Raw genomic sequence first — 26,261 nt, 5'->3', positions numbered from 1 at the left:
ATGTTAAAAGTTGAAAAAGTGACCGGTGGCTATCAGAACCTGCCTGTCTTGCAGGAGGTTTCCTTTGAAGTGGCAGCTGGTGAATTGGTTGGCTTGATTGGTCTCAATGGGGCTGGGAAATCGACCACCATCAAGGAAATCTTGGGCCTCTTGCGGCCCTATGCTGGCCAGATTAGGGTTGGCGGGGTCAGTTTGTCTGACCATGCCCAGGCCTATCGCCAGCAATTGGGCTTTGTGCCAGAAACCCCGAGTTTATATGAAGAATTGACCTTGCGGGAGCACTTGGAAACGGTGGCCATGGCCTATGATTTAGACCCCGCTTTGGTTTTGGAGCGGGCCCAGCCCTTGCTTCAGGCCTTTCGTTTGGCAGAAAAATTGGACTGGTTTCCAACGGATTTTTCCAAGGGCATGCAGCAGAAGGTCATGCTGGTCTGTTCTTTTGTGGTCGAACCCAAGTTGCTCTTGATTGACGAACCCTTCTTGGGGCTGGACCCTCTGGCCATCGAGGAGCTCAAGTCCTTGCTGGCTCAGGCCAAGGCGGCCGGCCAGGCCACTCTCATGTCCACCCATGTCTTGGACAGTGCAGAGAAACTCTGTGACCGCTTTGTGATTTTGCACGAGGGCCGGGTGCGGGCCCAGGGGACCCTAGAGGAGCTCCGAGTGGCCTTTGGCCAGCCGACGGCTGACCTCCACCAGCTCTACCTGGCCCTGACCAAGGAGGCCTGAGATGAAGGCAATCTTTGACAAGCGGCGGCAGGCCTTTCAGACCCGTCTGGCCAAGTACCTGCCCTATGTGTTTAATGACCATTTTGTTCTGGTGCTCTTGGTGGGGCTGGGGGCAGTTCTCTACCAGTACCGAGAGTTGCTGGCTCATTTTCCAAGCAATCCCATCTGGGTTTATCTGGGGCTTGTGGCCATCCAGGTCTTGGTCCTAGGTCTGGGTCAAGTGGCGACCTATGTCAAGCCAGCTGACCGTCACTACCTCTTGGCTAAGGAGGGGGACTTGGTGGCCTTGGTTAAGGCAGCGACCCTGCGGGCTCAGCTGGTTTGGACGCTTGCTCAAGCCTTGAGTTTGGTGGCTGGCTTTCCCCTGCTCATCAAGGCGGGCTGGGCGAGTTGGCAGCTGGTTGTGCTGATGGTGATTGTTTTGCTGGTTCGTTGGCTGGTCATGGCCAGGCGGGGCCAGGTCTTCTTGACGGCTGGCGGCCTCGACTGGCCAGTTTTACTGGCCAAGGAGGGCCGCCGCCAGCAGAACATCTTGCGTTTTTTTGCCCTCTTTACTCGGGTCAAGGGATTGACCAGCACTAGCCAGAAGCGGCCTTACCTTAACTGGACCCTTGCTCTGGTGCCCAAGGAGAGGGGCTGGCTCTACCATAACCTCTACTGGCGGGCTTTTTTGCGGTCGGGTGATTATTTGGCCCTGACCCTACGGCTGCTTTTTCTAGGGATTCTGGCCCAGTTTGGCCTGCCTCATCCCTTTTTGGCGGCTGGTTTGGCCCTGGTGGTTACCTTTTTGGCGGTCTTTCAGCTGCTTGGCTTGGGGCGACACTATGACCATCGGCTATTTTTGACCATTGCTCCGCAGAGGTCAAGCAAGAAAAGGGCTGGTCTCTTGTGGGTGCTCAGAAGGGTTCTGGCTCTGGCCTGGCTAATCCTAGTTCCCTTTATCCAATCCTGGTCGGCAGCTCTGCTATTAACCCTGGGAATGTTTATCCTAGCCGTCGGCTACCTGCCCTGGAAGTTGGGCAAGGTCGTTGACGAAGTGGGCGAAAACAAGTAAAATAAGAGTGATAAGAAAAGGAGACTTCCTGTGACAAGTGAGAAAGATTTGACCCTGACCCCGCTCAAAGGAAAGAGCGGCCAAGCCTTTATGGGGACCTACCCTAATGGTGATCGGGTGTTTGTGAAATTGAACACCCCAACGATTTTAGCAGCCCTGTCCAAGGAACAAATTGCCCCAAATGTTGTGGGGACCAAATGGACAGCAAACGGTGATGAAATGACCCTCCAGGAGTGGCTGGATGGTCGGCTTTTGGAGCGGTCTGATATGGGGGGCAAGCAGGTGGCTCAGCTCCTCTTGCGACTGCACAAGTCCAAGGCCTTGGTAACTCGTTTACAGCAGTTGGACTACCAGGTGGAAAACCCCTATGATTTAATCACGGGTTGGGAGCGTCGGGCTCCTAAGCAATTGCAGGACAATACCTATCTTCAGTCTATTGTGCAGGAATTGAAACGGAGTTTGCCTGAATTTAAGACGGAGCTGGCAACTATTGTGCATGGCGATATTCGTCACAGCAACTGGGTGATTACAACCAGTGGTATGATTTATTTGGTGGACTGGGACACGGTTCGTTTGACGGACCGCATGTTTGATGTGGCCCATCTGGTGAGTCACTACATTCCAAAAAGTCACTGGAAGGCTTGGTTGACCAACTATGGCTATAAGGATAATGAGCTGGTGCAGAAGAAGTTTTATTGGTATGGGCAGTTGTCCTACCTTTATCAGATTTTGACCTTCTTTGACCTGCGGGAGATGGACAAGGTTAACCAGGAGATTTACGACTTGCGTCAATTTAGAAAACAAGTCTTAGAAAGTTAGTATGCGTATTAGAAATAGAAAAGGGGCGGCCGATTACTTGGCGGAAAATTCCCAGTATGTGATTTTGAACCCCGAAGACAGCAAGGGCAAGTGGCGTCAGGTCTTTGGCAATGACAACCCCATCCACATCGAGGTGGGTTCAGGTAAGGGGCGTTTCGTGACTGGCATGGCTGCCCAAAACCCTGACATCAACTACATCGGCATCGACATTCAGCTGTCGGTTCTGGCTTACGCTTTGGACAAGGTGCTGGACAGTGGCCTGCCCAATATCAAGCTGCTCCGAGTGGATGGGTCTAGTTTGACCAATTATTTTGAAAAGGGCGAAGTTGACCTCATGTACCTCAACTTTTCTGACCCGTGGCCCAAGACTCGGCATGAAAAACGCCGCTTGACCTACAAGACTTTCTTGGAGACCTACCAGCAGATTTTGCCTGCTGGCGGGGAAATCCACTTCAAGACTGACAACCGTGGCCTCTTTGAATACAGTTTGGCTAGTTTGTCCCAGTATGGCATGACCCTCAAGCAGGTCTGGCTGGACCTCCATGCCAGTGACTATGAGGGCAATGTCATGACTGAGTACGAGGAGAAATTCTCCAAGAAAGGCCAGCCCATCTACCGTCTGGAAGCCAAGTTTGATTAGGGGCATTCTTTTTCAGAAAATGTAGTTTCACTTTCCTGAGAAAGACTTGACCAAACTGGATTGACGAAAGGTTAATCTTGTGGTACACTAGGTGTATCACATCTGGAGAGGTCGCATAGTGGCCGAGTGCGCTGGCTTGGAAAGCTAGTAGTCCTTAACGGGGCTCGGGGGTTCGAATCCCCTCCTCTCCTTTACCCCTCTCACCAAGGCCTAGCCTTGGTTTTTTTAGCTTGAAATGAAGGCTCTTTGTCAACAGATGGTGCTTTACAGGGGTATTGTTCTGTCTTTAGACTAACCTCTTGCCCAGTCTGTTTTCTATTTTGTTGACAAATGCGTGATTTTGAGGGTAGAATAGTAAAAAATAGGGATAAGGAATGTTATGATGAAAAAAGTGATTTATCGCTGGGGTGTTATCGCTAGTTTAGTTACAGCGGTGACAATGCTTATCGGCTCTCCTGTGTATGCGGAGTCAGGTGTATTTATCGTGGGAGGTGACACTCTAAATGTTCGCTCAGAGCCGAGGGTTAGTGCCTCTCAAGTAGCCAGCTATTCGTCGGGCGAAGTGATTGCATACGATAGTATCGTAACTGGAGATGGTTATCGTTGGGTTTCTTATGTCGGTGCTTCTGGCAATCGAAACTATGTGGCGATTGGGAAAATAGATGGCTCGGAAACTTATGGGACCTTGAAGGGGTCTAGTGAAGGAGCGTCAGTTGATTCCAGTCAGTTGGTTGGTGAATGGCATAATGCTCAAGGAGAAACGATTAAGATTACAGAAGATGGTAAGTTTTACGGTAAGACCCTTCAGGGAGAAGAGTCGGGAATTACTTTGCGTTCAGTGACCTCTAATTTTTCTGCCTATCAGTCTTACCAAGTTGGAGCATCCGGTTTTTATTATGATCCAAATCAGGATGCGATTATCCTCTATTCGCATTCAGAATACATGCCTCAACCAGGTCATCAACTTTACTATAATCGGGTTGTGAGTAGAGAGAACACCTCGCCATCTAGTTCAGTTCAAGACATCAAAAAAGTGCCTGCCAAGCCATTTTCTGGTCCTAATCCCTACAAGGCTGATCTGATCAAGAGCATCCGTTTTTCAACCCGAAATGGGGAGGTGACCCCAACTTACTATGCTCTTTATGATGTGGATGACAATGGCACAGCAGAGCTCTTACTGGGGCATGATAACGAGGGAGAGCCGTCTGTGTTGGGCGTTTATGCTATGATTTCGGGGAAGCCTGAACAAGTGATTGCGATTCAGGACAATATGGTCGTGACCATTTACCAAAATGGTCACCTGTCCACAGGTGGGCGTGCCGGTATCGGAGAGCTATGGGTCACTGTCTATGCCTTGCGTCGAGACAATTCAGGTGTGGATAACATTAAAGAGACAAGCTTCCAAGTTGGGTCAGAAGTTGGCCGACAACTTGTTGCCAGTGATGAGGTTACTGGCTTTGACTGGAAACGGATTGCAGATGTCGACAAGCAGCTTACTGAGACGAAATCGACCACGCCAACGAGCTCATCGTCTAAGAAAAGTTCACATACAGAAGCCATTTCTTCTGATTCAGCCAAACAAGAAAAACAAGTTGTTAAGGATGAGGGCAATCTGATTCAAAAACTGTACCAAGTATTGACCTTGCGTCAAACCCTGCCCTCAACAGGCGAGTCGGTGTCAGGGCTAGCCATTATTGGCCTGATTCTGACAGCAGTCGGCATGGCCATTAAGAAATCAAGGAAACCATAGAAAAGGCACGCCAAACGCATGAAGAAAACGACGATTTCAGAAAACAATTTTTCAGATAAGTGTTGCACTTTTTAGATGAAAATTTTGGTATAATTTCCGTTAGATGAATAGAATAGTACCGATTATTGAGGTGTTTTCAAGAAAATTTCTGAAAAATGCATGTAGCTCAAAAAGATAGTTGCATGCATTTTCTTCATGCGTACGGCGTGTAGAAAAAGTGTTTTTCCTTGCAGGTCTTGGTGAAATGTGTTACAATAATAAAAAATGAAGATGATGAAAGGGGACGAGCAAACAGCTAGGTCCCCCTCTTTGTCAGAAAAGGAGGGATTTTTATCGCAACGATTATTGAGCAGGTTGAGGCCGTGGTGGCCCCTGCCATTCCAGAGCCCTTTGAGCTGGTGGACATTGAGTATGAGAAGATGGGTGGCGACTATGTCCTGTCTATTTTGGTGGACAAGCCTGGGGGCATCACGGTCGAGGACACGGCGGAGTTGACCGAGGTTATCAGCCCACTTTTAGACACCATCCAGCCTGACCCCTTCTCGGCCCAGTATTTCCTTGAGATTTCCAGCCCTGGCCTTGAGCGTCCGCTCAAAACCAAGGAGGCCCTGGAAGCTGCGGTTGGCAGTTACATTAACGTTAGCCTCTACCAGGCTATTGATAAGGTCAAGGTTTTTGAGGGAACATTGCAGAGCTTTGACGGAGAGACCCTGACCCTGGCCTATCTGGACAAGACCCGTCAAAAAACGGTTGACATCCCCTACAAGCTGGTTTCCAAGGCCCGCATGGCTGTAAAATTATAAGACAAGAAAGGATTTGTTCAAGAGAAGGTGGAGCGAGCCAATCACCAATCGTCGCTTCATTTCTCAAGAAAAATAACAACAATGAGCAAAGAAATGCTAGAAGCCTTCCGCATTCTGGAAGAAGAAAAACACATCGACAAAAACGACATCATTGAGACGGTTCAAGAATCCCTCAAGTCTGCCTATCGTCGCCGTTACGGCCAAGCTGAATCCTGTGTGGTCGAATTTAACGAAAAAACTGGCGACTTCAAGGTCTTTACCGTCCGTGAAGTGGTTGACGAAGTTTTTGACAGCCGTCTGGAAATCAGCCTTAAAGACGCCCTGGCCATCAGTTCAGCTTACGAGTTGGGCGACAAGATTCGTTTTGAAGAGTCGGTTAAGGAATTTGGTCGGGTGGCGGCTCAGTCTGCCAAGCAGACCATCATGGAAAAAATGCGTAAGCAATTCCGCGAAGTGACCTACAATGAGTACAAGCAGCATGAGGGTGAAATCATGACGGGTACCGTTGAACGCTTTGACCAACGCTTTATCTACGTCAACCTGGGTTCTATCGAGGCTCAACTGTCTCATCAGGATCAAATCCCAGGCGAGACCTTTAAGTCCCACGACCGCATTGAGGTCTACGTTTACAAGGTAGAAAACAACCCGCGTGGCGTTAACGTCTTCGTTAGCCGTAGCCATCCAGAATTCATCAAACGCCTGATGGAGCAGGAGATTCCTGAAGTCTTTGACGGCACCGTTGAAATCATGGGCGTGTCTCGTGAAGCTGGTGACCGTAGCAAGGTGGCTGTCCGCAGCCACAATCCTAACGTGGATGCCATTGGTACCATCGTTGGCCGTAAGGGTGCCAACATCCAGAAGGTTATCAGCAAGTTCCATCCAAAACGCTTGGACCAAAAAACAGGTCTTTTGGTCCCTGTTGAGGAGAACATCGACGTCATCCAGTGGGTAGAAGATCCAGCCGAGTACATCTACAACGCCATCGCCCCAGCTGAAGTTGACTACGTCATCTTCGACGAAAACGACAGCAAGCGGGCCCTGGTGGTCGTTCCTGATAGCAAATTGTCTTTGGCCATTGGTCGTCGGGGGCAAAACGTTCGCTTGGCCGCTCACTTGACAGGCTACCGCATCGACATCAAGTCTGCCTCTGCTTATGAGGAGATGGAAGCTGCCCAGGCTGAAGTGGACTTGGCTGAGCCGGTACTTGAGGACAGTCAGGCAGCTGACTAAGGAGGCCCAAATGGCAAAGACCAGAAAAGTACCCTTGAGAAAATCGGTCGTGTCTGGTGAGGTGATTGACAAACGGGACTTGCTCCGCATTGTCAAGACCAAGGAAGGGGAGATTTTTATCGACCCGACCGGCAAGAAAAACGGCCGTGGGGCCTACATCAAACTGGACAACGAGGAGGCTGCTCAGGCCAAGAAAAAACAGGTCTTTAACCGCAGCTTCTCCATGGACGTGCCAGAAGCCTTCTACGATGAACTGATTGCCTACGTGGACCACAAGGTAAAAAGAAGAGAGTTAGGCCTTGACTAATCAACAGAAATTATTGAACCTGTTGGGTTTGGCCCAGCGGGCGGGGAAGGTTATCTCAGGTGAGGATTTGGTCATCAAGGCCATCCAAAACGACCAGGCCCACTTGGTTTTTCTAGCCAAGGATGCTGGTCCTAACCTGACCAAGACCATCACCGATAAATGCAACTATTATGAATTAGAAGTCTCGACAGCGTTTGACACGCTGGAACTCAGTACGGCAATCGGCCGAGCCAGAAAGGTCTTGGCTGTGCTTGACGCCGGATTTTCAAAGAAAATGAGGACTCTTATGGACTAAGGACAAGGAGGACACGAGTTGTCAAAGAAACGAATTAACGAAATTGCCCGAGAAACGGGCATCAGCAACAAGGATTTGGTGGCCAAGGCCCAGGAACTGGGCCTGCCAGTTAAAACGCATTCTAGCAACATTGATGAGGCCCAGGCCAAGCAACTCTTGGCCAGTTTTGGGGCCAAGCCTGTGGTGGCCCCTAAGGCTGACCAACCTAAGGTTGAGAAAAAGGCTGAGTCAGTAGTTGCTAAGCCAGCAGAAGCGAAACCAGCGGTCGAAAAACCTGCTCCAGCTCAGCCATTGGCTCCAAAAGAGGAGAAGGCAGAGGCTAAGCCAGAAGCCAAGCAGGAGGCCCCTGCTGAGGCCAAGCCAGCCCCAGTGCGACCTCAGAGTCGGAACTTTAAGGCCGAGCGTGAGGCCCGCCAAAAGGCAGAGGCTGAGCGTCGCAAGCAGGGCCAAGGTGGCAACCGTGACCGCAACGCCCAGCAGCGGGAAAACCGTCGTGACGACCGTCGCCGTGATGAGCGTGGGCAAGCTGGTGATAACCGCCGCCGTGATGACCGCAGGGACAACCGTGGCCAGGACCGTCGCCAGGATAATCGTCAGGGCAACCGTCAAGATAATCGCCAACCCAACCGTGCAGCAGCTGCACCTAAGATTGACTTTAAGGCTCGGGCAGCGGCTCTAAAAGCGGAGCAAAACGCAGAATACAGCCGCACCAGCGAGCAACGTTTCCGTGAGCAAGAAGAGGCTAAACGCCGTCAAGAGCAGGCTCTGGAAGAGGCACGGAAAGCCCGTCTGGCTGAGGAATTGGCCACTCAAGAGCGGTTGGAGAAGAGCGTGGTGGCGGAGGCTAAACCAGCTGCTGCCCCAGCGACCAGCCCAGCGGCAACGGACAATCGGAGAAAGAAAGCCCGTCCTGAGAAGGAGCGTGACTTTGTCAGCGACAACGAAGACGGACCAAAACCAAGTAAAAATAAGAAAAACTGGAACCAAAACCAAGTGCGAAATCAACGAAACTCTAACTGGAACAACACCAAGAAAAATAAAAAAGGCAAGCGTAACGAGGCTCCAAAACCAGTCACCGAGCGTAAATTCCACGAATTGCCAAAAGAATTTGAATACAGCGAGGGCATGACTGTCGCTGAGATTGCCAAGCGGATCAAACGTGAGCCTGCTGAGATTGTTAAAAAGCTCTTCATGATGGGCGTGATGGCCACTCAGAACCAGTCACTGGATGGGGACACCATCGAGCTGCTCATGGTGGATTATGGTATCGAGGCCAAGGCCAAGGTGGAAGTGGACAATGCTGACATTGAACGCTTCTTTGTGGATGAGGACTACCTCAACCCAGAGGAAATGGTTGAGCGGCCACCAGTCGTGACCATCATGGGTCACGTTGACCACGGTAAGACAACCCTCCTTGACACGCTTCGCAATTCCCGTGTGGCCACAGGTGAGGCGGGTGGTATCACTCAGCACATCGGTGCCTACCAAATTGAAGAAAATGGCAAGCTGATCACTTTCCTGGATACCCCAGGTCACGCGGCCTTTACCAGCATGCGGGCCCGTGGTGCCTCTGTTACCGACATCACCATCTTGGTGGTGGCGGCAGATGACGGTGTTATGCCACAGACCATTGAAGCCATCAACCACTCCAAAGCTGCTGCCGTACCAATCATCGTTGCCATCAACAAGATTGATAAACCAGAGGCCAACCCCCAACGGGTTATCAACGAATTGGCCGAGCATGGGGTCATGTCAACAGCCTGGGGTGGCGATTCTGAATTTGTGGAAATCTCTGCCAAGTTCAACAAGAACATCACTGAACTCCTTGATACGGTTCTTTTGGTGGCGGAATTGCAGGAGCTGAAAGCTGACCCTACCGTGCGTGCTATCGGTACAGTTATTGAAGCCCAGTTGGACAAAGGTAAGGGTGCGGTAGCGACCCTCTTGGTGCAACAAGGTACCCTGAACGTTCAAGACCCAATCGTTGTTGGTAACACCTACGGCCGTGTCCGTGCCATGACCAATGACCTGGGGCGTCGCGTCAAGACCGCTCTGCCATCTACCCCAGTATCCATCACAGGTTTGAACGAGACCCCGATGGCGGGTGACCACTTCGTGGTTTACGAGGATGAGAAAACCGCTCGTGCAGCAGGTGAAGAGCGTGCCAAACGTGCCCTCCACAAACAGCGTCAGAACACCCAACGGGTTAGCTTGGAGAACCTCTTTGACACCCTCAAGGCAGGTCAAGTTAAGTCAGTTAACGTCATCATCAAGGCGGATGTGCAAGGTTCGGTTGAGGCCCTGGCTGGTTCCCTCTTGAAGATTGACGTGGAAGGCGTTAAGGTCAATGTGGTCCACTCAGCCGTTGGTGCCATCAACGAATCTGACGTGACCCTGGCAGAAGCCTCTAACGCCATCCTGATTGGTTTCAACGTCCGTCCGACCCCGCAAGCCCGTGTTCAGGCGGATACTGACGAGGTGGAAATCCGCCTCCACTCCATCATCTACAAGGTGATTGAGGAAGTTGAAGATGCCATGAAGGGCATGCTGGATCCTGAATTTACCGAGAAAATCATCGGTGAAGCTATTATCCGTGAAACCTTCAAAGTCGCTAAGATTGGCACCATCGGTGGCTTCATGGTTACCCGTGGTAAAATCCAACGCAACGCCAAGGTGCGTGTCATCCGTGATGCCGTGGTTATCCACGATGGCGATTTGGCTAGCCTCAAGCACTTCAAGGACGATGTCAAGGAACTTGGTGTCGGCCGTGAAGGTGGTCTCATGATTGACAACTACAACGACCTCAAGATTGACGACGTGATCGAAGCCTACATCATGGAAGAAATCAAACGATGAGACTAGTTGCGATTGCGTTTAAAAACGCTAATCGCAACACGAGAGTTGCTATGACAACTCTCTAAGTCTCAAACTAGATTTTCTTCGCCGTTATAATCGAACAGCGACGAAAATCGTCGTAAGATTGACTAGAAACCCTTGGTTTCTGTCCTTCTACGGCAAGTCTTACGGGACCTTGCCTAAACGTTACACTAGCTTTTCTCAACCAGTGTTATCGACTGGTTGAGAAAATCGTCGAAACGATGAGACTAGTTGCGATTGCGTTTAAAAACGCTAATCGCAACACGAGAGTTGCTATGACAACTCTCTAAGTCTCAAACTAGATTTTCTTCGCCGTTATGATCGAACGGCTAAGAAAATCGTCGTAAGACTGACTAGAAACCCTTGGTTTCTGTCCTTCTACGGCAAGTCCTACGGGACCTTGCCTAAAGACTAGAAAGAGTTGAGTCTTTCGGAGTAATGTTTATTTGTTAATTTTCTGAAACTTTCAGAAAAACCGACGAAACAACAAAAAGATGAGCTAGGTTTTCCTAGCTTTCATCTTATCTTGTGAGATTAAGAACGAAAGGAGCAAGCATGGGAAATTCATTTCGGATGGACCGAGTGGGCATGGAGCTCAAGCGTGAGGTCAACGAGATTTTGCAGAAAAAAGTTCGTGACCCACGGGTTCAGGGCGTGACCATCACTGATGTGCAGATGGTGGGCGATCTGTCTAGTGCCAAGGTTTTCTACACCATTCTGTCAGATTTGGCCTCGGACAATAAAAAAGCCCAGGAAGGTCTGGAAAAGGCCAAAGGCACCATCAAACGGGAACTGGGCAAACAGTTGACCCTCTACAAGATTCCTGATTTGACCTTTGTCAAAGACCAATCCATCGCCTACGGCAACAAGATTGACCAAATGCTACGGGATTTGGAACGAAAAGATTAGGTTTACCCTTGAAAACCAACTCAGTTTGAGTTGGTTTTTGTAAGTTTTCAGAGAGTTCTCTGAAAACTAGGTCCTGAAAACAACTCGTCTTCCCCTATCGCAAACCGTGTCAGAAAATTGAACTTGACCAAACTTTTTGCTATACTGGGGCTAAGATTTGTAAAGGAGACTGCTTATGTCATTTGAACAAGCCCTGACTCACTTTGAGTCAACAACTGCCCAAAACCTGGCCAAGCTCATTGCTTCTGGTCAGAAAACCATCACCTTTGTTGGCCGTGCCACCTGCCCTTACTGCCAACGCTTTGCTCCAAAACTGGCTCAGGTTCAGGCGGAGACTGGCGCCAAGGTTTACTTTGTCGATAGCAGCAATGCCGCTGACCAGGCTCTTGCTGACCTGCGTTCCACCCACGGCATCAAGACCGTTCCAGGGCTCTTGGTGGCTGAGGGCGGCCAGGTGAGTGTGGTCTGCGACTCCTCGCTTCCTGTTGACGCCATCGCGGCCTTTATCGCCTAGTTTTTGCCCGCCCTTTGGCGGGTTTTCTTTTGGGAAATAGCAGAGCTGCTAGACAGTTATTTCATTATATGTTAAAATAGACAAAAGGAGGATTTATGATATGGATTTAAACGACTACTTAGCGGCTTTCCAACTGGATGAGAACCCTCTCGTCGGCCCATTTTTCTACAAGACCCCTCTGGCCCTGCGATTTGAAATCGGACCAGCATTCGAAGCTGCCAACCTTCCTCGGGAGGAGTATTTAGAGCGGGCCTATCGGCGTGCTGTCAGGCTCTTGGAGGCTTCGAAAGCTGATTATGATTATGTGATGTTTTCCCAATTTCCTCATGAAGACAGGGATTGGGATGCGGACTTGGCTGATTTTATGGAGCGGTTTGGCTTTGACCGTCCAGTCCAGGTCGATTTTCCTGAGGTGATGGATGGTGTGGGGGAGTTCTTTACTTGGCGGCGACATCTCTTTCCAGTGACTAACCAGGACCTCAAGGCCATTTTGCGAGAGATTGTTTGGAACGATCATCGAAATCTGGGCGGACTTTTCTATCTGGCAGCATCGGTGAGTTTTCTGTCGTCCACGGACCAGGTGCTTTATCATTGCTATGATGACCGAGGGGTGGACTTGGCCATGGTCAATCGTCAACGGCTCAAGGGGATGTTTACCTTCTGTCGAGACCTGCTCTTTGACTATGATATGGAGGAGATGAAGAAGCGGATAGCAGACTTGTCTAAGGACTAGGACAAACGCATGAAGAAAACGACGATTTCAGAAAACGCTTTTTTAGAGAAGTGTTGCACTTTTTAGATGAAAATATTGGTATAAATCTCGTGAGATGAATAGAATAGTACCGATTATCGAGGCATTTTCAAGAAAATTTCTGAAAAATTCATGTAACTCAAAAAGATAGTTTCATGCATTTTCTTCATGCGTACGGCGTGTCTAAGGACTGATGAGGACTTGAAAAATCCCCCTAAAATGGTATAATAGTAGGGTTAAGAAAAAAGGAGAACTGACATGAACATCAACCCAATTACCATTATTACCTTTGTTGCCATCTTTGGCATGATGTTTTTGATGCAACGCCGTCAGACCAAACAGGCCAAGGAGCGGTTTGAGCAGTTGAAAAAGTTGTCTAAGGGCGATCAGATTGTCACCATCGGTGGGCTGTATGCCACGGTGGATGCTGTTGACCCTGAAAAAGGCACGGTTGTGCTTGATGCGGACGGCATCTTTTTGACCTTTGAATTGACCGCTATCAAGCGTGTTATCAAGGCTCATCTGGCAGATGGTAGCTTGCAAACAGCTGACGACGCTAAAAACTAGCGCGAGCAAGGGTTGAGACCTGTGGTCTCAACCCTTTTTCCCATCCAAAGAGATAGCAAACTAGCACAAATCAAGCCTTTTATGGTAAAATAAAAGGAGTATTCTAAAATAAGATAGGACAAATCATGTTTAATGTCTTCAAAAAAGGGGCGGAAGAATTGACCGTTCCAGCCCATATCGGCATCATCATGGATGGCAATGGTCGTTGGGCCAAGAAACGCCTGCAACCTCGGGTGTTCGGGCATAAGGCGGGCATGGATGCCTTGCAGGAGGTGACCTTGACAGCGTCTGAGTTGGGGGTTAAGGTCTTGACGGTCTATGCTTTTTCGACGGAGAACTGGGCTCGTCCAGCTGATGAGGTCAACTTTATCATGAAATTACCAGTGGAGTTTTTTGACAAGTATGTGCCTAAACTTCATGCTAACAACATCAAGGTGCAACTGATGGGGGAACTTGATCGACTGCCCCAGGAGACCTTGCAGGCCTTGGAGCGAGCCATTGCCTTGACCAAGGACAATACTGGTTTGGTGCTAAACTTTGCTCTAAACTATGGTGGGCGGGCTGAGTTGACCTTAGCCATGAAGCAGTTGGCTGAACAGGTGGCTAGTGGGCAACTGTTGCCTGAGGCCATCACGGAAAGCCTAATTGCAGAGCATTTGATGACGGCTACTTTGCCACCTGCCTATCGAGACCCTGATTTGATTATTCGAACCAGCGGTGAGGAGCGGTTGAGCAATTTTTTGCCTTGGCAGGCTGCTTATAGCGAGTTTTATTTTACGCAAGTGCTCTGGCCAGATTTTAAGGGGCCAGAATTGGTGGCGGCTATCACCGCCTATAATCGTCGTCACCGCCGTTTTGGTGGGATTTAAGGAGAGGTAAGTCATGAAACAACGTGTGATTTTTGGCCTTGTGGCTGCGGGTCTATTTCTGCCGATTTTGTTTTTAGGTGGTGTGGCCTTTGATTTTCTTATTGGTGGCCTGGCCATGCTGGCTGTCAGTGAATTGTTCCGAATGAAGGGGCTTGAGATTTTTTCATTCGAGGGTGTTTTGGCCATGCTGGCTGCCTTTTCCTTGGCTGTGCCGATGGGCAATTATTACACTTCCCTGCCTCTGGATGGGAGTTTAGCGGTCTTTACCCTGTTTGCCTTTCTCCTGCTCTCAGGCTTGGTTTTCAACTTCCCTAAGTACCGTTTGGAGGATGCTGGCTTTGCTATCGGTGTCAGTTTTTACATGGGAATTGGTTTCCAGCAATTAATTTTGGCTCGTCAGGCTGGTTTTGACAAGGCCCTCTTTGCCCTCTTGATTGTTTGGGCAACAGATATTGGTGCCTATACCATTGGCATGCTCAAGGGCAAACGAAAGTTAGCACCTCGGGTTTCTCCCAACAAGAGTGTTGAAGGCTTTATTGGTGGCATTGTGTCTGCCCTTGTGGTGGCGGGCATCTTCGTGACCGTTCGTCCAGCAGTTGCCCCTCAGTCTCTGCTGACCCTGCTTCCTTTGGTTGCTCTGTTCAGTGTCTTTTCTCAGTTTGGGGATTTGATTGAGAGTGCCATCAAACGCCAATACGGTGCGAAAGATTCTAGCCAGTTGATTCCTGGCCACGGCGGCATTTTTGATCGCTTTGACAGCCTCATTTTTGTCCTGCCTCTCATGCACCTTTTCGGATTGTTTTAATTTAGAAAGTCAGAATTATGCAAGGGTTTATAACCTTTATCATCATCTTTGGAATTTTAGTCCTGATCCATGAGCTCGGCCATTTCTACTTTGCCAAACGGGCAGGTATCCTGGTTCGGGAATTTGCCATCGGCATGGGGCCGAAACTCTTTGCCCATCAAGGCAAGGACGGGACCCTCTACACCCTTCGGGCCCTGCCTTTGGGAGGCTATGTCCGTATGGCAGGCTGGGGCGAGGACAAGACCGAGATTCGGACGGGAACCTTGGCCAGTTTGAGTTTGGCCCCTGATGGTCAGGTGGTCCGCATCAACCTGTCAGACCAGTCACTGGATCCAGCGGCTTTGCCTTTGGAAGTGACCAGCTATGATCTGGAAGACAGTTTGGAAATCACTGGCCTGGTTCAGGGTCAGAGCCAGACCTACACGGTGGCCCATGATGCTACCATTGTCGAAGAAGACGGGACCGAGGTTCGGATTGCACCGCTGGATGTCCAGTACCAGAACGCCAGCGTTCTAGGCCGCATGATGACCAACTTTGCAGGCCCTATGAACAATTTCATTTTGGGAGCAGTCCTCTTTACCCTTCTGGTTTTCCTCCAAGGTGGGGTTCGTAACTACGAAACCAACCAGGTCCAGGTGGCTGAGGGCGGTGCCCTGGCTACTGCTGGCGTCAGCGGTCAGGTGACGGTTTTGTCGGTCAATGGCCGAGCGGTCACCGACTGGGAAAGCCTGAGCGAGGCCGTTCAAGCTGCTGGTCAAGAGGTTCAAACCAGCGGTCAGGTGACGGTTGAATTGGCGGACCAAGGTAAGGTTGCTATCGCACCTAAAAAAGATGGTGACCGTTACCTGATTGGGGTTTTGCCCAGCATGAAAACGGGCTTGGTGGACAAGCTGGTCGGTGGTCTCAAGATGACTTGGGAATCAGCCTTTGCCATCATCAATGCCCTCAAGGGGCTCATTCTCAAACCTGATATGAGCAAGCTCGGTGGCCCTATTGCCATCTACCAGATGAGCACCTCGGCAGCCAAGGAGGGCCTGGTGGCCATCCTCAGCCTCATGGGCATGTTGTCCATCAACCTGGGGATTTTCAACCTCCTGCCCATTCCTGCTTTAGATGGGGGCAAGATTGTCCTCAATATCCTGGAAGGCATCCGCAAGAAGCCCCTCAAACAAGAAACCGAAGGTTACATTACCCTGGCTGGTGTTGCGGTTATGTTACTGCTCATGATTGCCACCACCTGGAACGACATTGTCAGAACCTTCTTTTAAGACATGATTGGAGAATTTTCCTATGAAACAAAGTAATTTACTCATCCCAACCCTGCGTGAAATGCCAAGTGAGGCCCAGGTAATTAGCCATGCCCTCCTGGTGCGGGCAGGTTATGTCCGCCAGGTCTCAGCTGGTATCTATGCTTATTTGCCCCTGGCCAACCGTGTCATTGAAAAAGCTAAGCAAATCATGCGGGAAGAATTTGACAAAATTGGTGCCGTGGAAATGCTGGCGCCAGCCCTCTTGACGGCCGACCTTTGGCGGGAATCAGGCCGTTATGAGACCTACGGTGCTGACCTTTACAAGCTCAAAAACCGTGACCAGTCGGATTTCATTTTGGGGCCAACCCACGAAGAAACCTTTACCATGTTGGTCCGTGATGCGGTCAAGTCTTACAAGCAACTTCCCTTGAGCCTTTACCAAATCCAATCCAAGTACCGTGATGAAAAACGCCCTCGGAATGGTCTTCTCCGTACCCGTGAGTTCATCATGAAGGATGCTTACAGTTTCCACCAGAGCTATGACAGCCTGGATGTGACCTACGAAGACTACCGCAAGGCCTACGAGGCCATCTTTACCCGTGCTGGTTTGGAGTTCAAGGCCATCATCGGTGACGGTGGGGCCATGGGCGGTAAGGATAGCCAAGAATTCATGGCCATCACCCCAGACCGGACCGATCTCAACCGCTGGTTGGTCTTGGACAAGTCTATTGCCTCTATCGAGGAAATTCCAGCAGATGTGCTGGACCAAATCAAGGCTGAATTGACCAACTGGATGGTGTCTGGTGAGGACACGGTTGTTTACTCTAGCGAGTCCAGCTATGCCGCCAACCTGGAAATGGCGACCGATTTCTACCAGCCAAAACAAAAGGTGGTTACCCAAGACGAGCTGGTTAAGGTTGAGACCCCTGACTGCAAGACCATCGACGAGGTCGCAGCCTTCCTGTCTCTTGACGAGAGCCAGACCATCAAGACCCTGCTTTTCATGGCTGACGACCAGCCTGTTCTGGCCCTCCTTGTCGGCAACGACCAGGTCAACGATGTCAAGCTCAAAAACTACCTAGGTGCCGACTTCCTTGAGCCTGCGACCGAGGATCAAGCCCTTCAACACTTAGGTGCCAACTTCGGTTCTCTTGGCCCAGTTGGCCTGGCGGAAAACATCCGCATCATCGCCGACCGCAAGGTTCAGGACCTGGCCAACGCTGCGGCTGGTGCCAACGACAACGGCTACCACTACACCGGTGTCAACCCTGATCGTGACTTTACCGCTGACTACGTGGACATCCGCGAGGTCCGAGAGGGCGAGCTCTCGCCAGACGGTAAGGGCACCCTCCAGTTCGCCCGCGGCATCGAGATTGGCCACATCTTCAAGCTGGGCACCCGCTACTCGGCTAGCATGGGGGCGGAGGTTTTGGATGAAAATGGCCGAGCTGTTCCCATGATTATGGGCTGTTACGGGATTGGCGTTAGCCGTATCCTGTCTGCCGTGATTGAACAACACGCTCGACTCTTCGTCAACAAAACACCAAAAGGCGACTTCAAGTTTGCCTGGGGCATCAACTTCCCAGAAGAATTGGCGCCCTATGACGTCCACCTGATTACCGTTAACGTCAAGGACGAAGAGGCCAACGACCTGACGGCTAAACTTGAAAAAGATTTGCAAGGTGCAGGTTATGAAGTCCTAACCGACGACCGTAACGAACGGGTCGGCAGCAAGTTCTCAGACAGCGATCTGATTGGCCTGCCAATCCGTGTCACCGTTGGTAAGAAAGCCAGCGAAGGCATTGTTGAAGTCAAAATCAAGGCCACAGGCGACAGCATCGAAGTTCATGCTGAAAACCTGCTGGAAACCCTGAAAATCTTGACCCAGTCAGTCAATTAAAGGGCTGTCTTGCAATGAGGACTGACCATAAAAAAGTTGGACAGTTTATGTAAGCAAAGGATTTAGTTCTGTATAGCACAGGACTAAGTCCTTTTTGTTTTAATCCGTTTGGTCCTGCAGTCAATCATCTTGTCTGTAATGGCTCGCTCAATCAGCCAGCTCACATCACTGGTTTTAACCGTTTCAGCTTGAGTGATAAGAAGGAGGAAACGAACAACTTTGACTTAGCGAAGCCTCCCAGTTCTAGATGATTTTTATCAAAAATAAAAAACTTTTTGTAAAATATAGTTGACAAAAATCATCTAAAGGAGTAGAATAAGGGTAACACTAACAAAACCAATTACAAAGGAGGCTGTTATCATGGCTTATCTGATTGTTGCTTTACTGCTCTTGGGTCTCTTTGCGGGCACCATTTACCTGCTCCGCCTGGTCCATCGCTACCATAAGGAGGGGTTTTTCAAGGCTCTGAACCAACCCGTCTTTGACGAGCGCCAGCAATTTCTCACTAGAAAAGGGCTGGGCTATGCGGTCTTCACGACGTTTGTGCTGGCAGCCCTCTACATGGTTTTGGGCTTCTGGATTTTCCCGACCGTTTCGGCGCGCTTTGTGGTCTCCAGCTTTTTCTGGCTACCGGCGACTGTTCTTGCGGCTCATAACATTTGGACGGGCTCCTACTTTGCCCTTAACGCCAAGCCACAGCACTACCACAGGCTCTTTAGCCTCCTGGCGGTCATCAGCCTGGGCATGCTGGTCATGACGGTAACGGTGGCCAGTGAGCAGTCTTTTTCGGCGTTTTGGGGACATAGCGGAGCGGGGCAGGCGCTTTTTATCCCGCTATCTGGTTTGGTGGAGAGTGGGATTTATTTCTACCGCATGTGGCAGGAAAAACGAGAAGAAGTGGAGGAGGAACAATCATGAAAAATCTACTGATGCTGGTGATGTTGGCCCTTGGTTTTGGGCTGGTGGCCATTTATGTGAAGAAGGGCGGGGTGCTGTCCCAGAATTTTGACGAGCGCCAGGAGCGAGCCAGGGGAAAGGCTTATAGTCTGGCTTTTAATGCCATGTTGATTTGGTTCACCTTGCTTTACATGCTATTTCTGAATCAGAGCTTTCAGATATCGACTCACTTTTTCTACGCGTCAACAATTTTTGTAGGGGCTGGTAGCTGGACGGTCTATGCCATTTGGACCGATGCCTACTTTAACTGGCAGGATAAGGGCAAGCATAGGGGGAGCTTCTTCTGGCTTTTGATTCTAGCGGTTCTGAGCTGGCACCGACTGTTGAGAGGTCATGATTTGTTAGTAGGTGGTGACTGGTTTAGCTATATTGTTGAAAAGGATGGTGCTATGCTCTTTTTCCAGGCTCTCTTTTTCACCTTGATTGTTCTGACGCTTGCGGCCAAGGAAGTTTGGGAAAAGCGATGCAAGGCTGATTAATCACTAGTTTAGGAGGAAATAATCATGACAAACAACTCAAAAAACAACTCTTATTTCGCTCAACTGGATGAACGGCAGCAACTATTTGCCTACCAGTCTTATTTCTATGGTTTTTGGAGTTTGGCTCTCCTTCTCTGGGTGCAGTTGGTGTTCGGTGCCTTTTGGAAAAATGTAGTCTCAGGGGAGTTTGTGATCTTTGCCATCCTTATTAGTGGGGTTTGTATTCAGACTTGCTACGGCATTATCAAGGGAGCCCATCCCTTCATGCATACGAAGACAGTCAAGCTGGTAAGCCTGACAGCGCCACTTCTAGCAGTCCTGTCACTTGGTGTCATGGCTTGGTCGGTTTGGAACATGCTGATGATGGACAAGACCCTGCCAGTTATCTTTGGTCGAGGGGGTTCAGCCAGCATGTTTGTCCTCTACGGCAACCTCTTTGCCGTGGCTTGTAGCTTTCTTTATCGGAAAGGCTTGGACAAGTTGGCTGAGGCGGACGAGGACTAGCATTTAGGTATTAAACAGATTGGAGGACTTTTTATGAACACAACCTTTGAAATGACTGCCGGCCTCTTTCTTTTGGCCCTAATCTTCTTTGTCAGCGTCGCCCGTCGTTTGGCCACTCAGGAAAAGGGCTACGACGAGCGCCAGCTCTTAATCACCTACAAGAGCTACAAGTACAGCATGCTTCTGGCCTGGGGGCTCTGCATGGCTCCCCTGGGCAAGAGCCTGCTCCCTTTGACTGGCCTGGCCGCTCTTAGTTTGCTGGCCCTGGTGCTTCATTTTTGGGTCAATGTGGGCTCGGTTCAGGTGACAGGCGAGGACTGGATTAACTTTTTTGTCCTATCAGGCAGTTTTGCTGGCCTCTTGCTGGCGCTTTTCTACCGCCACATCAAGGACAAGGCGGAGGACTGACATGAAGAATTTGCGACTAAAGGCTGCGCGGGCAGGCAAGGACCTGTCCCAGCAGGCCTTGGCTGATGTGGTTGGCGTGTCCCGCCAGACCATTTCAGCCATCGAAAAAGGGGACTATAACCCCACCATCAACCTCTGTGTGGCCATTTGTAAGGCTCTGGACAAGACCCTGGATGAGCTTTTCTGGGAGGGGTAATTGGAGTGTAGAACAACTGAAAATTTTTCAGTTGTTCTTTGTTTTTAGAAAAGATAAAATTTTCTAAAAACTATTGAATATTTTGATAATTTGTGTTTTAATATAACCAATAGCCTAGCTATTAGTAACATTTTAAGGAGAACAGACCAATGCAGAAACACGAACGTTTTTCATTAAGGAAATATAAGGTTGGAGCAGTATCGGTGTTAATCGGTACCTTCTTCTTCCTTTCAGGAGTCCAACAGGTTCAAGCCGATGTGACAACAGCTGCGTCAGCTATTGTGACCCAGCTCAGCAACCAAACGGACCAAGTGGCCTCGGAAGCAGGCAGCAGTTCTGAAGCGGTATCAGCCTCAGAAGCAGTAGCCAGTCCAGAGGCTGTAGCGACTTCAGAAGTTGTCGTTAGCCCAGAAAGCGCACCTGAAGCACCTGTTGAGCCAGTTGAAGCAGTGACTCCAGCGACCAGATCAGCTAGTGAACCAGCAGCAGAAGTAGCAGCTGAAAACCCAGCTCCAGCAATGAATCCTCTGGCAGGTCTGCCTGTGGTGACGGAAAAGCCAGCTCAGCCCGCTGCAGCCGCTGCACCTGTCGTCGCAACTCCTCAAAACAATGATAGCAATGCCATCATCACTGTTCCAGAAACTTGGGAATCGGGCTACAAGGGTGAGGGCATGATCGTGGCCGTTATCGACTCAGGTTTGGATGTCGAACACGATGCCATGAGACTGACCGATGTCTCCAAGGCCAAGTACCAGTCTGAGGACCAGATGAAGGCGGCTCTGGCGGAAGCGGGCATCACTTACGGCCAATGGTACAGCGACAAGGTGGTCTTTGGCTACAACTATGTGGATGTGAACACCGACCTCAAGGAAGCGGCCACCAGTTCCCACGGCATGCACGTGACGGGCATCGCAACAGGTAACCCAAGCCAGCCAGTAGGCGACGAACTGATCATGGGTGTGGCGCCAGAAGCTCAGGTCATGTTCATGAGGGTCTTCTCCGATGTGCATTCGACAACTGGTCAGGCCCTCTATGTTCAAGCCATCAAGGATGCGGTTAAACTCAAGGCTGATGCCATCAACCTCAGTCTCGGTGGGGCCAATGGTTCCGTGGTCAACGTGGGTGAAGACCTGATTGCCGCCATCGAGATGGCCCGTAAGGCTGGCGTGTCGGTGGTCATGGCGGGTGGTAACGACGGAACTTTCGGTTCTGGGCACAGCAACCCTCTAGTGACCAACCCTGACTACGGTTTGGTGGGTAGCCCATCAACGGCTCGGGATGCTATTTCGGTTGCTTCCTTCAACAACACCACCATCATGAGTGAAGTGGTTCAAATCGTTGGTCTTGAGGGAAATGCCGAGCTGAACAACGGTAAGAGTTCCTTTACCAACCCTGATTTGAGCAAGAACAAGTTCGAGCCAAACACCGAGTATGAACTGGTTTACGCTGGTTTGGGCCGTCCTGAGGACTTTGACGGTATCGATGTGACGGGTAAAGTGGCCCTGGTTCAACGTGGCGAACTCTTCTTCTCAGAGAAGATTGCCAACGCGACAGCCAGGGGTGCCATCGGGGTTGTTGTCTTCAACCACACTGCTGGTGCAGCCAACATCAACATGTCCCTGGATGATACGGCCAAGGAAATCCCATCCATCTTCATCCCTTACGAATTTGGTAATGCCTTGAAAGACGACCCAACCCTCAAGTTGAGTTTCAAGGGCGAGAAGGACAAGTCTACCCACCCCGCAGCTGGTAAACTCTCTGATTTCTCTAGCTGGGGCTTGAGTGCTGATGGTGAATTGAAGCCAGACCTGGCTGCTCCTGGTGGCGGTATCTACGCCTCTATCAACGATAACAAATACGACTCCATGAACGGAACCAGTATGGCCTCTCCACACGTTGCTGGTGCCGCCGTTCTGGTGAAACAGTACCTGAAAGAAGCCTATCCAGGTAAGTCTGCTGAGGAATACGAAGCTCTTGTTAAGTACCTGATGATGAGTACAGCTCGTCTGCACGTCAATACTGAGATGGGGGCTTACACCTCGCCACGTCAGCAGGGGGCAGGTGTCTTGGACACCAAGGCAGCCATCTCGACAGGTCTCTACCTGACAGGGGCCGAAAACTACGGTAGCATCAGTTTGGGCAATGTAGATGAGACCTTCAGCTTTGAGGTGACTGTTCACAACATCACCAAGGAAGATAAGACCCTCAAGTATGTGACCCATGTCAACACAGACTTCTTTGAAAATGGCTTTATGATCCTGAAGCCGATTGAATTGGGCAAGTTTGATGGCGAGGTGATTACGGTGCCTGCTGGTGGTAGCAAGACGGTAACCGTCACCGTTGATACCTCTGAATTTACCGCAGATGCGACGGCTGCCATGCCAAATGGTTACTACCTGGAAGGCTTTGTTCGCTTTGTGGATCCAACTGATGAGGCTGATGTGGTCAGCATCCCTTACGTTGGTTTCAAGGGTGATTTCGCTAACTTGGCTGTTTTGGAAGAGCCTGTTTACAAGCTCTTGGCCGATGGTAAGGGTGGGGTTTACTTTACCCCAGAAGCTGGTCAAGCCATCCCAGGTAAGGAAAACTTTACTGGTCTGGTGACGGACAGCAGTGATGTGGTTTACTCTAACAACAATGCTCGGACTGGTTTTGAACTCAAGACCTTGGGAACCTTCAAAAATGATGCTGGGGCCTTCGTTCTGGAGGTGGATGAAACTGGTGTTCCCCGCTTTGCTATTTCACCAAACGGAGATGGCAACCAAGATTCCCTTGCCCTGCGTGGGGTCTTCCTGAGAAGTTACAACAACCTGGTGGCTGCTGTTTATAAGGCGGATGATACCGAGATGAACACGCCGCTTTGGGCCAGTAAGCCTACAGGTGGCGGTAAGAACTTCTTTAGTGGTAACCCTCGAAATGAGAAGTCAAGCGTCATCTTCCCAACAGAGTTTCTGGGTCGAGATAAGGACGGGAATGCCCTTGAGGATGGCAGCTACAAGTATGTGCTGACCTACTACCCAGATGTGGTTGGGGCGGATAAGCAGACCATGACCTTTGATTTGCTGATTGACCGTCAAGTACCAAAAATCACAACAGCGACCTACGATGAGGCGACCTTTGTCTTCAACCCTCGTCCAGCTGTGGAAGATGGCCCTTCTGGCCTCTTGCGGGAGCGGGTCTTCTACCTGGTGCGTGATGCGGACGGTGATGCCAGCAAGGTGGAAAAAGACGCCGATTCTGGCAAGTTGAGCATCGTGGACAACCGGGTTTACATTGCTCAAAATGAAGATGGTAGCTTCACCCTGCCGCTTGATTTGGCCGAGTTGAAAGAGTTCTATTATACTGTGGAAGACTTTGCCGGTAACCTGACCTCAGCCAAGGTGGCTGACTTGGTGACCATTGGCAATGAGAATGGCTTGCTGGAGGTGCGTGTGGTTGACAGCGAAACAGGTGAGCCAACCAGCGTGACCCATTCCTTCTCCGTTAAGAATGACAAGGGTGAGATGGTGATGGAAATTCCTCGCTACGCAGAGACCAAGAATGTGCTCAAGTTGCCATTTGGCACCTACACCATCGACCTCTTCATCCACGACGCGGAGCGTTCTGCGGTGGACGGCGAAACCTCATTTACGGTTGACTTGACCGAGGACAATAGCCGTCAGACGGTTGACTTCCTCTTGAAACTTCTGGCCAAGCAAGTCACAGTAGTGGCCTTTGACCAGACCCTGCCAGCTGGTAGCACCGTGGCTCTTGAAAATGCCTCAGGTGCCCAAATCAACCTACCAGTTGCTCGTTACAACAAGCAAGTCTATGGTAAGGAGGTTCCGGTTGGTGACTACACCTTGGCGGTTCAACTGCCAGCAGGTTATGAGATTCTGGAAGATTTGGCGGTTGTTGTCGGTGAAGATGGCCAGTCCCTGACCCGCTTTACCCTGATTAACAAGACGGACCTCATTCTGGCCAGCAAGGAAGAGGTGAAGTCAGAGCCTAAATACTATAATGCTACACCTAAATTGAAAGCAGATTACGACAAAGCTTTGGCAGCAGCTCTTGAGGTTCTCAACAACAAGAACCCACAGGCGACAGTTGACGCTGCGACTGCCGCTTTGACCGAGGCTATCAAAGCCTTGGACGGCAAACCAACTGACAAGTCAGCTTTGGAAGCAGCCATTGCCAAAGAGGTGTTCACGACTTCAGCTTACTATAATGGCACAGAAGCCAGCAAACTGGCTTACGAAACAGCTTTGGTAGGTGCTCGCAAGGCCTTTGATACAGCCCGTGATCAAGTTGATGTTGACGCTGCGACTGCCGCTTTGACCGAGGCTATCAAAGCCTTGGATGGCAAGCCAACTGACAAGTCAGCCTTGGAAGCGACTATTGCCGATGATGTGACTGTAACCCCAGCCTACTATAACGGTAGTGCCTCAGCTAAGGAAGCCTATGACCAAGCTCTCGCAGCCGCTCGAGAAGCTCATAAGACAGCCCGTGAGCAGGCGACAGTTGATAAGGCTCTTGTCGCTTTGAAAGCAGCCATCGACGCCTTGGATGGCAAACCAACGGACAAATCAGCCTTGGAAGCGACTATTGCCGATGATGTGACTGTAACCCCAGCCTACTATAACGGTAGTGCCTCAGCTAAGGAAGCCTATGACCAAGCTCTCGCAGCCGCTCAAGAAGCTCATAAGACAGCCCGTGAGCAGGAGGCAGTTGATAAGGCCCTTGCCGCTTTGAAAGCAGCCATCAGGTCTCTTGACGGTAAAGAGACCGATAAATCTGCCTTGGAACAACTGGTAGGAGCGTCGCAAGCCCTGGTTGCCACCAATGCTGTTCGCTACCGCTATGCTGCTCAGGCAGACAAGGCTGATTTTGAAGCTAAATTGGCTCAAGCCACAGTCTTGTTGGCTAAAGCAAGAGCCACTCAAGCGGAGGTTGATGAGGCCTTTGCCCTCTTGACGGCAGCTGATGAGCTTTTGGATGGTGTCGCTCCAACACCAGGTTTGACCCCACCATCAACAGGAACTGGTGAGGAAACGGATAAGGAGAAGGAGGAAGCTAAGCCAGTCCCTGACAAAACACCAACTCCTCAACCAGGCCCTCAAGCTCAGGAGCCAGGCCAAGGTAATCAAGTCACCCCGCCGATGCCGACTGAAAAAGAGACTGATAAGACCAAAGAGGACGCGAAAGCACCTCAATCAAGCGGTCAAGCCAGCTCAGAGACTGGAAAATCTACTCCTAAACAGTCTGTTCAGCCAACAGTAGCTGCTCCTCGCCCAACAGGGCAGGCCCCATCAGCCAGTCAAGCTAGGGGAACAAACGCTCCATCACCTAAGAGCCTCCCTCAAACTAATGCCCGCGATAGCCACTTCTTGGTGAGCTTGGGCTGGGCAGTGCTTAGCCTTGTAACCCTTGGTTACCTTACCAAGCGTCAAGCACGACACTAAGTCATCAGTCAACAGCGATAGGTTCTTATCGCTGTTGCTGTTTTTGGGAAATAGCCGAGCAACTGAGGCGATTTTTAGCAGGAGATGGCTTAGTAGTCCAAAGCCGTTTGCTGGTGAGGGAGATCTGCGGGACAAGTGTTAGCGTGATTGTTAGCTCTGCCATTTTTCAAAAGAAAAAATAGGCAAACCACTTGACGGCAAGGCCTATTC

General features: G+C 50.3%; 24 protein-coding genes and 1 tRNA gene. All 25 read left to right on the top strand.

The window, feature by feature from the left end; genetic code table 11:
- Positions 1–726: an ABC transporter ATP-binding protein gene (locus AC3ARB_RS09490; RefSeq protein ID WP_488320320.1), complete on the top strand. Its 726-nt coding sequence runs from the start codon at positions 1–3 to the stop codon at positions 724–726.
- A 1-nt stretch (position 727) separates the two neighbouring features.
- A complete protein-coding gene (locus tag AC3ARB_RS09485; protein ID WP_488320319.1) occupies positions 728–1,780 on the top strand; it encodes an ABC transporter permease in 1,053 nt (350 codons plus the stop codon).
- A 30-nt stretch (positions 1,781–1,810) separates the two neighbouring features.
- Positions 1,811–2,599 carry a cell cycle regulator CcrZ gene (gene ccrZ, locus AC3ARB_RS09480; RefSeq protein WP_488320318.1) on the top strand — a complete coding sequence of 263 codons (789 nt, stop codon included), beginning with the start codon at positions 1,811–1,813 and terminating at the stop codon, positions 2,597–2,599.
- Between the two features lies 1 nt (position 2,600).
- Positions 2,601–3,239 (top strand): tRNA (guanosine(46)-N7)-methyltransferase TrmB, encoded by a 639-nt coding sequence (trmB, locus tag AC3ARB_RS09475; RefSeq protein ID WP_488320317.1) that lies wholly within the window; start codon positions 2,601–2,603, stop codon positions 3,237–3,239.
- A 104-nt stretch (positions 3,240–3,343) separates the two neighbouring features.
- Positions 3,344–3,430 (top strand) — tRNA-Ser (locus AC3ARB_RS09470).
- A gap of 191 nt (positions 3,431–3,621) precedes the next feature.
- Positions 3,622–4,989, top strand: coding sequence for an SH3 domain-containing protein (locus AC3ARB_RS09465; RefSeq protein ID WP_488320316.1), 1,368 nt, complete (start codon positions 3,622–3,624; stop codon positions 4,987–4,989).
- Positions 4,990–5,315: 326 nt separating this feature from the next.
- Complete coding sequence (rimP, locus tag AC3ARB_RS09460) at positions 5,316–5,792, top strand: ribosome maturation factor RimP (protein ID WP_488321557.1); 477 nt, start codon at positions 5,316–5,318, stop codon at positions 5,790–5,792.
- 81 nt (positions 5,793–5,873) lie between these two features.
- Complete coding sequence (nusA, locus tag AC3ARB_RS09455; RefSeq protein WP_488320315.1) at positions 5,874–7,022, top strand: transcription termination factor NusA; 1,149 nt, start codon at positions 5,874–5,876, stop codon at positions 7,020–7,022.
- Positions 7,023–7,032: 10 nt separating this feature from the next.
- Positions 7,033–7,329 carry an RNase P modulator RnpM gene (rnpM, locus tag AC3ARB_RS09450; protein ID WP_488320314.1) on the top strand — a complete coding sequence of 99 codons (297 nt, stop codon included), beginning with the start codon at positions 7,033–7,035 and terminating at the stop codon, positions 7,327–7,329.
- A complete protein-coding gene (locus tag AC3ARB_RS09445; protein ID WP_488320313.1) occupies positions 7,322–7,624 on the top strand; it encodes a YlxQ-related RNA-binding protein in 303 nt (100 codons plus the stop codon). The genes rnpM and AC3ARB_RS09445 overlap by 8 nt, the downstream gene beginning before the upstream one ends.
- A gap of 18 nt (positions 7,625–7,642) precedes the next feature.
- Positions 7,643–10,480: a translation initiation factor IF-2 gene (gene infB, locus AC3ARB_RS09440; RefSeq protein WP_488320312.1), complete on the top strand. Its 2,838-nt coding sequence runs from the start codon at positions 7,643–7,645 to the stop codon at positions 10,478–10,480.
- 576 nt (positions 10,481–11,056) lie between these two features.
- On the top strand, positions 11,057–11,410 hold the full coding sequence (gene rbfA, locus AC3ARB_RS09435; protein WP_488320311.1) for a 30S ribosome-binding factor RbfA: 354 nt from the start codon (positions 11,057–11,059) through the stop codon (positions 11,408–11,410).
- Between the two features lie 175 nt (positions 11,411–11,585).
- Positions 11,586–11,924: a DUF6568 family protein gene (locus tag AC3ARB_RS09430; protein WP_488320310.1), complete on the top strand. Its 339-nt coding sequence runs from the start codon at positions 11,586–11,588 to the stop codon at positions 11,922–11,924.
- 100 nt (positions 11,925–12,024) lie between these two features.
- Entirely contained in the window at positions 12,025–12,657 is a 633-nt protein-coding gene (locus AC3ARB_RS09425) for a DUF3885 domain-containing protein (RefSeq protein ID WP_488320309.1), read from the top strand.
- Between the two features lie 276 nt (positions 12,658–12,933).
- On the top strand, positions 12,934–13,242 hold the full coding sequence (gene yajC, locus AC3ARB_RS09420) for a preprotein translocase subunit YajC (protein ID WP_488320308.1): 309 nt from the start codon (positions 12,934–12,936) through the stop codon (positions 13,240–13,242).
- A gap of 125 nt (positions 13,243–13,367) precedes the next feature.
- Positions 13,368–14,111, top strand: coding sequence for an undecaprenyl pyrophosphate synthase (uppS, locus tag AC3ARB_RS09415; RefSeq protein WP_488320307.1), 744 nt, complete (start codon positions 13,368–13,370; stop codon positions 14,109–14,111).
- Positions 14,112–14,124: 13 nt separating this feature from the next.
- A complete protein-coding gene (locus AC3ARB_RS09410) occupies positions 14,125–14,916 on the top strand; it encodes a phosphatidate cytidylyltransferase (RefSeq protein ID WP_488320306.1) in 792 nt (263 codons plus the stop codon).
- A 17-nt stretch (positions 14,917–14,933) separates the two neighbouring features.
- Positions 14,934–16,184 (top strand): RIP metalloprotease RseP, encoded by a 1,251-nt coding sequence (gene rseP / locus AC3ARB_RS09405; RefSeq protein WP_488320305.1) that lies wholly within the window; start codon positions 14,934–14,936, stop codon positions 16,182–16,184.
- 22 nt (positions 16,185–16,206) lie between these two features.
- Complete coding sequence (locus AC3ARB_RS09400) at positions 16,207–18,066, top strand: proline--tRNA ligase (protein WP_488320304.1); 1,860 nt, start codon at positions 16,207–16,209, stop codon at positions 18,064–18,066.
- Positions 18,067–18,426: 360 nt separating this feature from the next.
- Positions 18,427–18,984 carry a hypothetical protein gene (locus AC3ARB_RS09395; protein WP_488320303.1) on the top strand — a complete coding sequence of 186 codons (558 nt, stop codon included), beginning with the start codon at positions 18,427–18,429 and terminating at the stop codon, positions 18,982–18,984.
- Entirely contained in the window at positions 18,981–19,502 is a 522-nt protein-coding gene (locus tag AC3ARB_RS09390) for a hypothetical protein (RefSeq protein ID WP_488320302.1), read from the top strand. Before AC3ARB_RS09395 ends, AC3ARB_RS09390 begins: the two co-directional genes overlap by 4 nt.
- 24 nt (positions 19,503–19,526) lie before the next feature.
- Complete coding sequence (locus AC3ARB_RS09385) at positions 19,527–20,006, top strand: hypothetical protein (RefSeq protein WP_488320301.1); 480 nt, start codon at positions 19,527–19,529, stop codon at positions 20,004–20,006.
- A 33-nt stretch (positions 20,007–20,039) separates the two neighbouring features.
- A complete protein-coding gene (locus tag AC3ARB_RS09380; RefSeq protein ID WP_488320300.1) occupies positions 20,040–20,414 on the top strand; it encodes a hypothetical protein in 375 nt (124 codons plus the stop codon).
- Position 20,415: 1 nt separating this feature from the next.
- A complete protein-coding gene (locus AC3ARB_RS09375; RefSeq protein ID WP_488320299.1) occupies positions 20,416–20,610 on the top strand; it encodes a helix-turn-helix transcriptional regulator in 195 nt (64 codons plus the stop codon).
- 149 nt (positions 20,611–20,759) lie between these two features.
- Positions 20,760–26,051, top strand: a complete 5,292-nt coding sequence (locus AC3ARB_RS09370) for a S8 family serine peptidase (RefSeq protein ID WP_488320298.1) — start codon at positions 20,760–20,762, stop codon at positions 26,049–26,051.
- Positions 26,052–26,261: the final 210 nt, after the last annotated feature.

The sequence above is a fragment of the Streptococcus sp. ZY171113 genome, from assembly GCF_057748235.1.
Note: the sequence above shows the minus strand (reverse complement) of the source record. Positions and strands in the feature narration are given on the sequence as shown.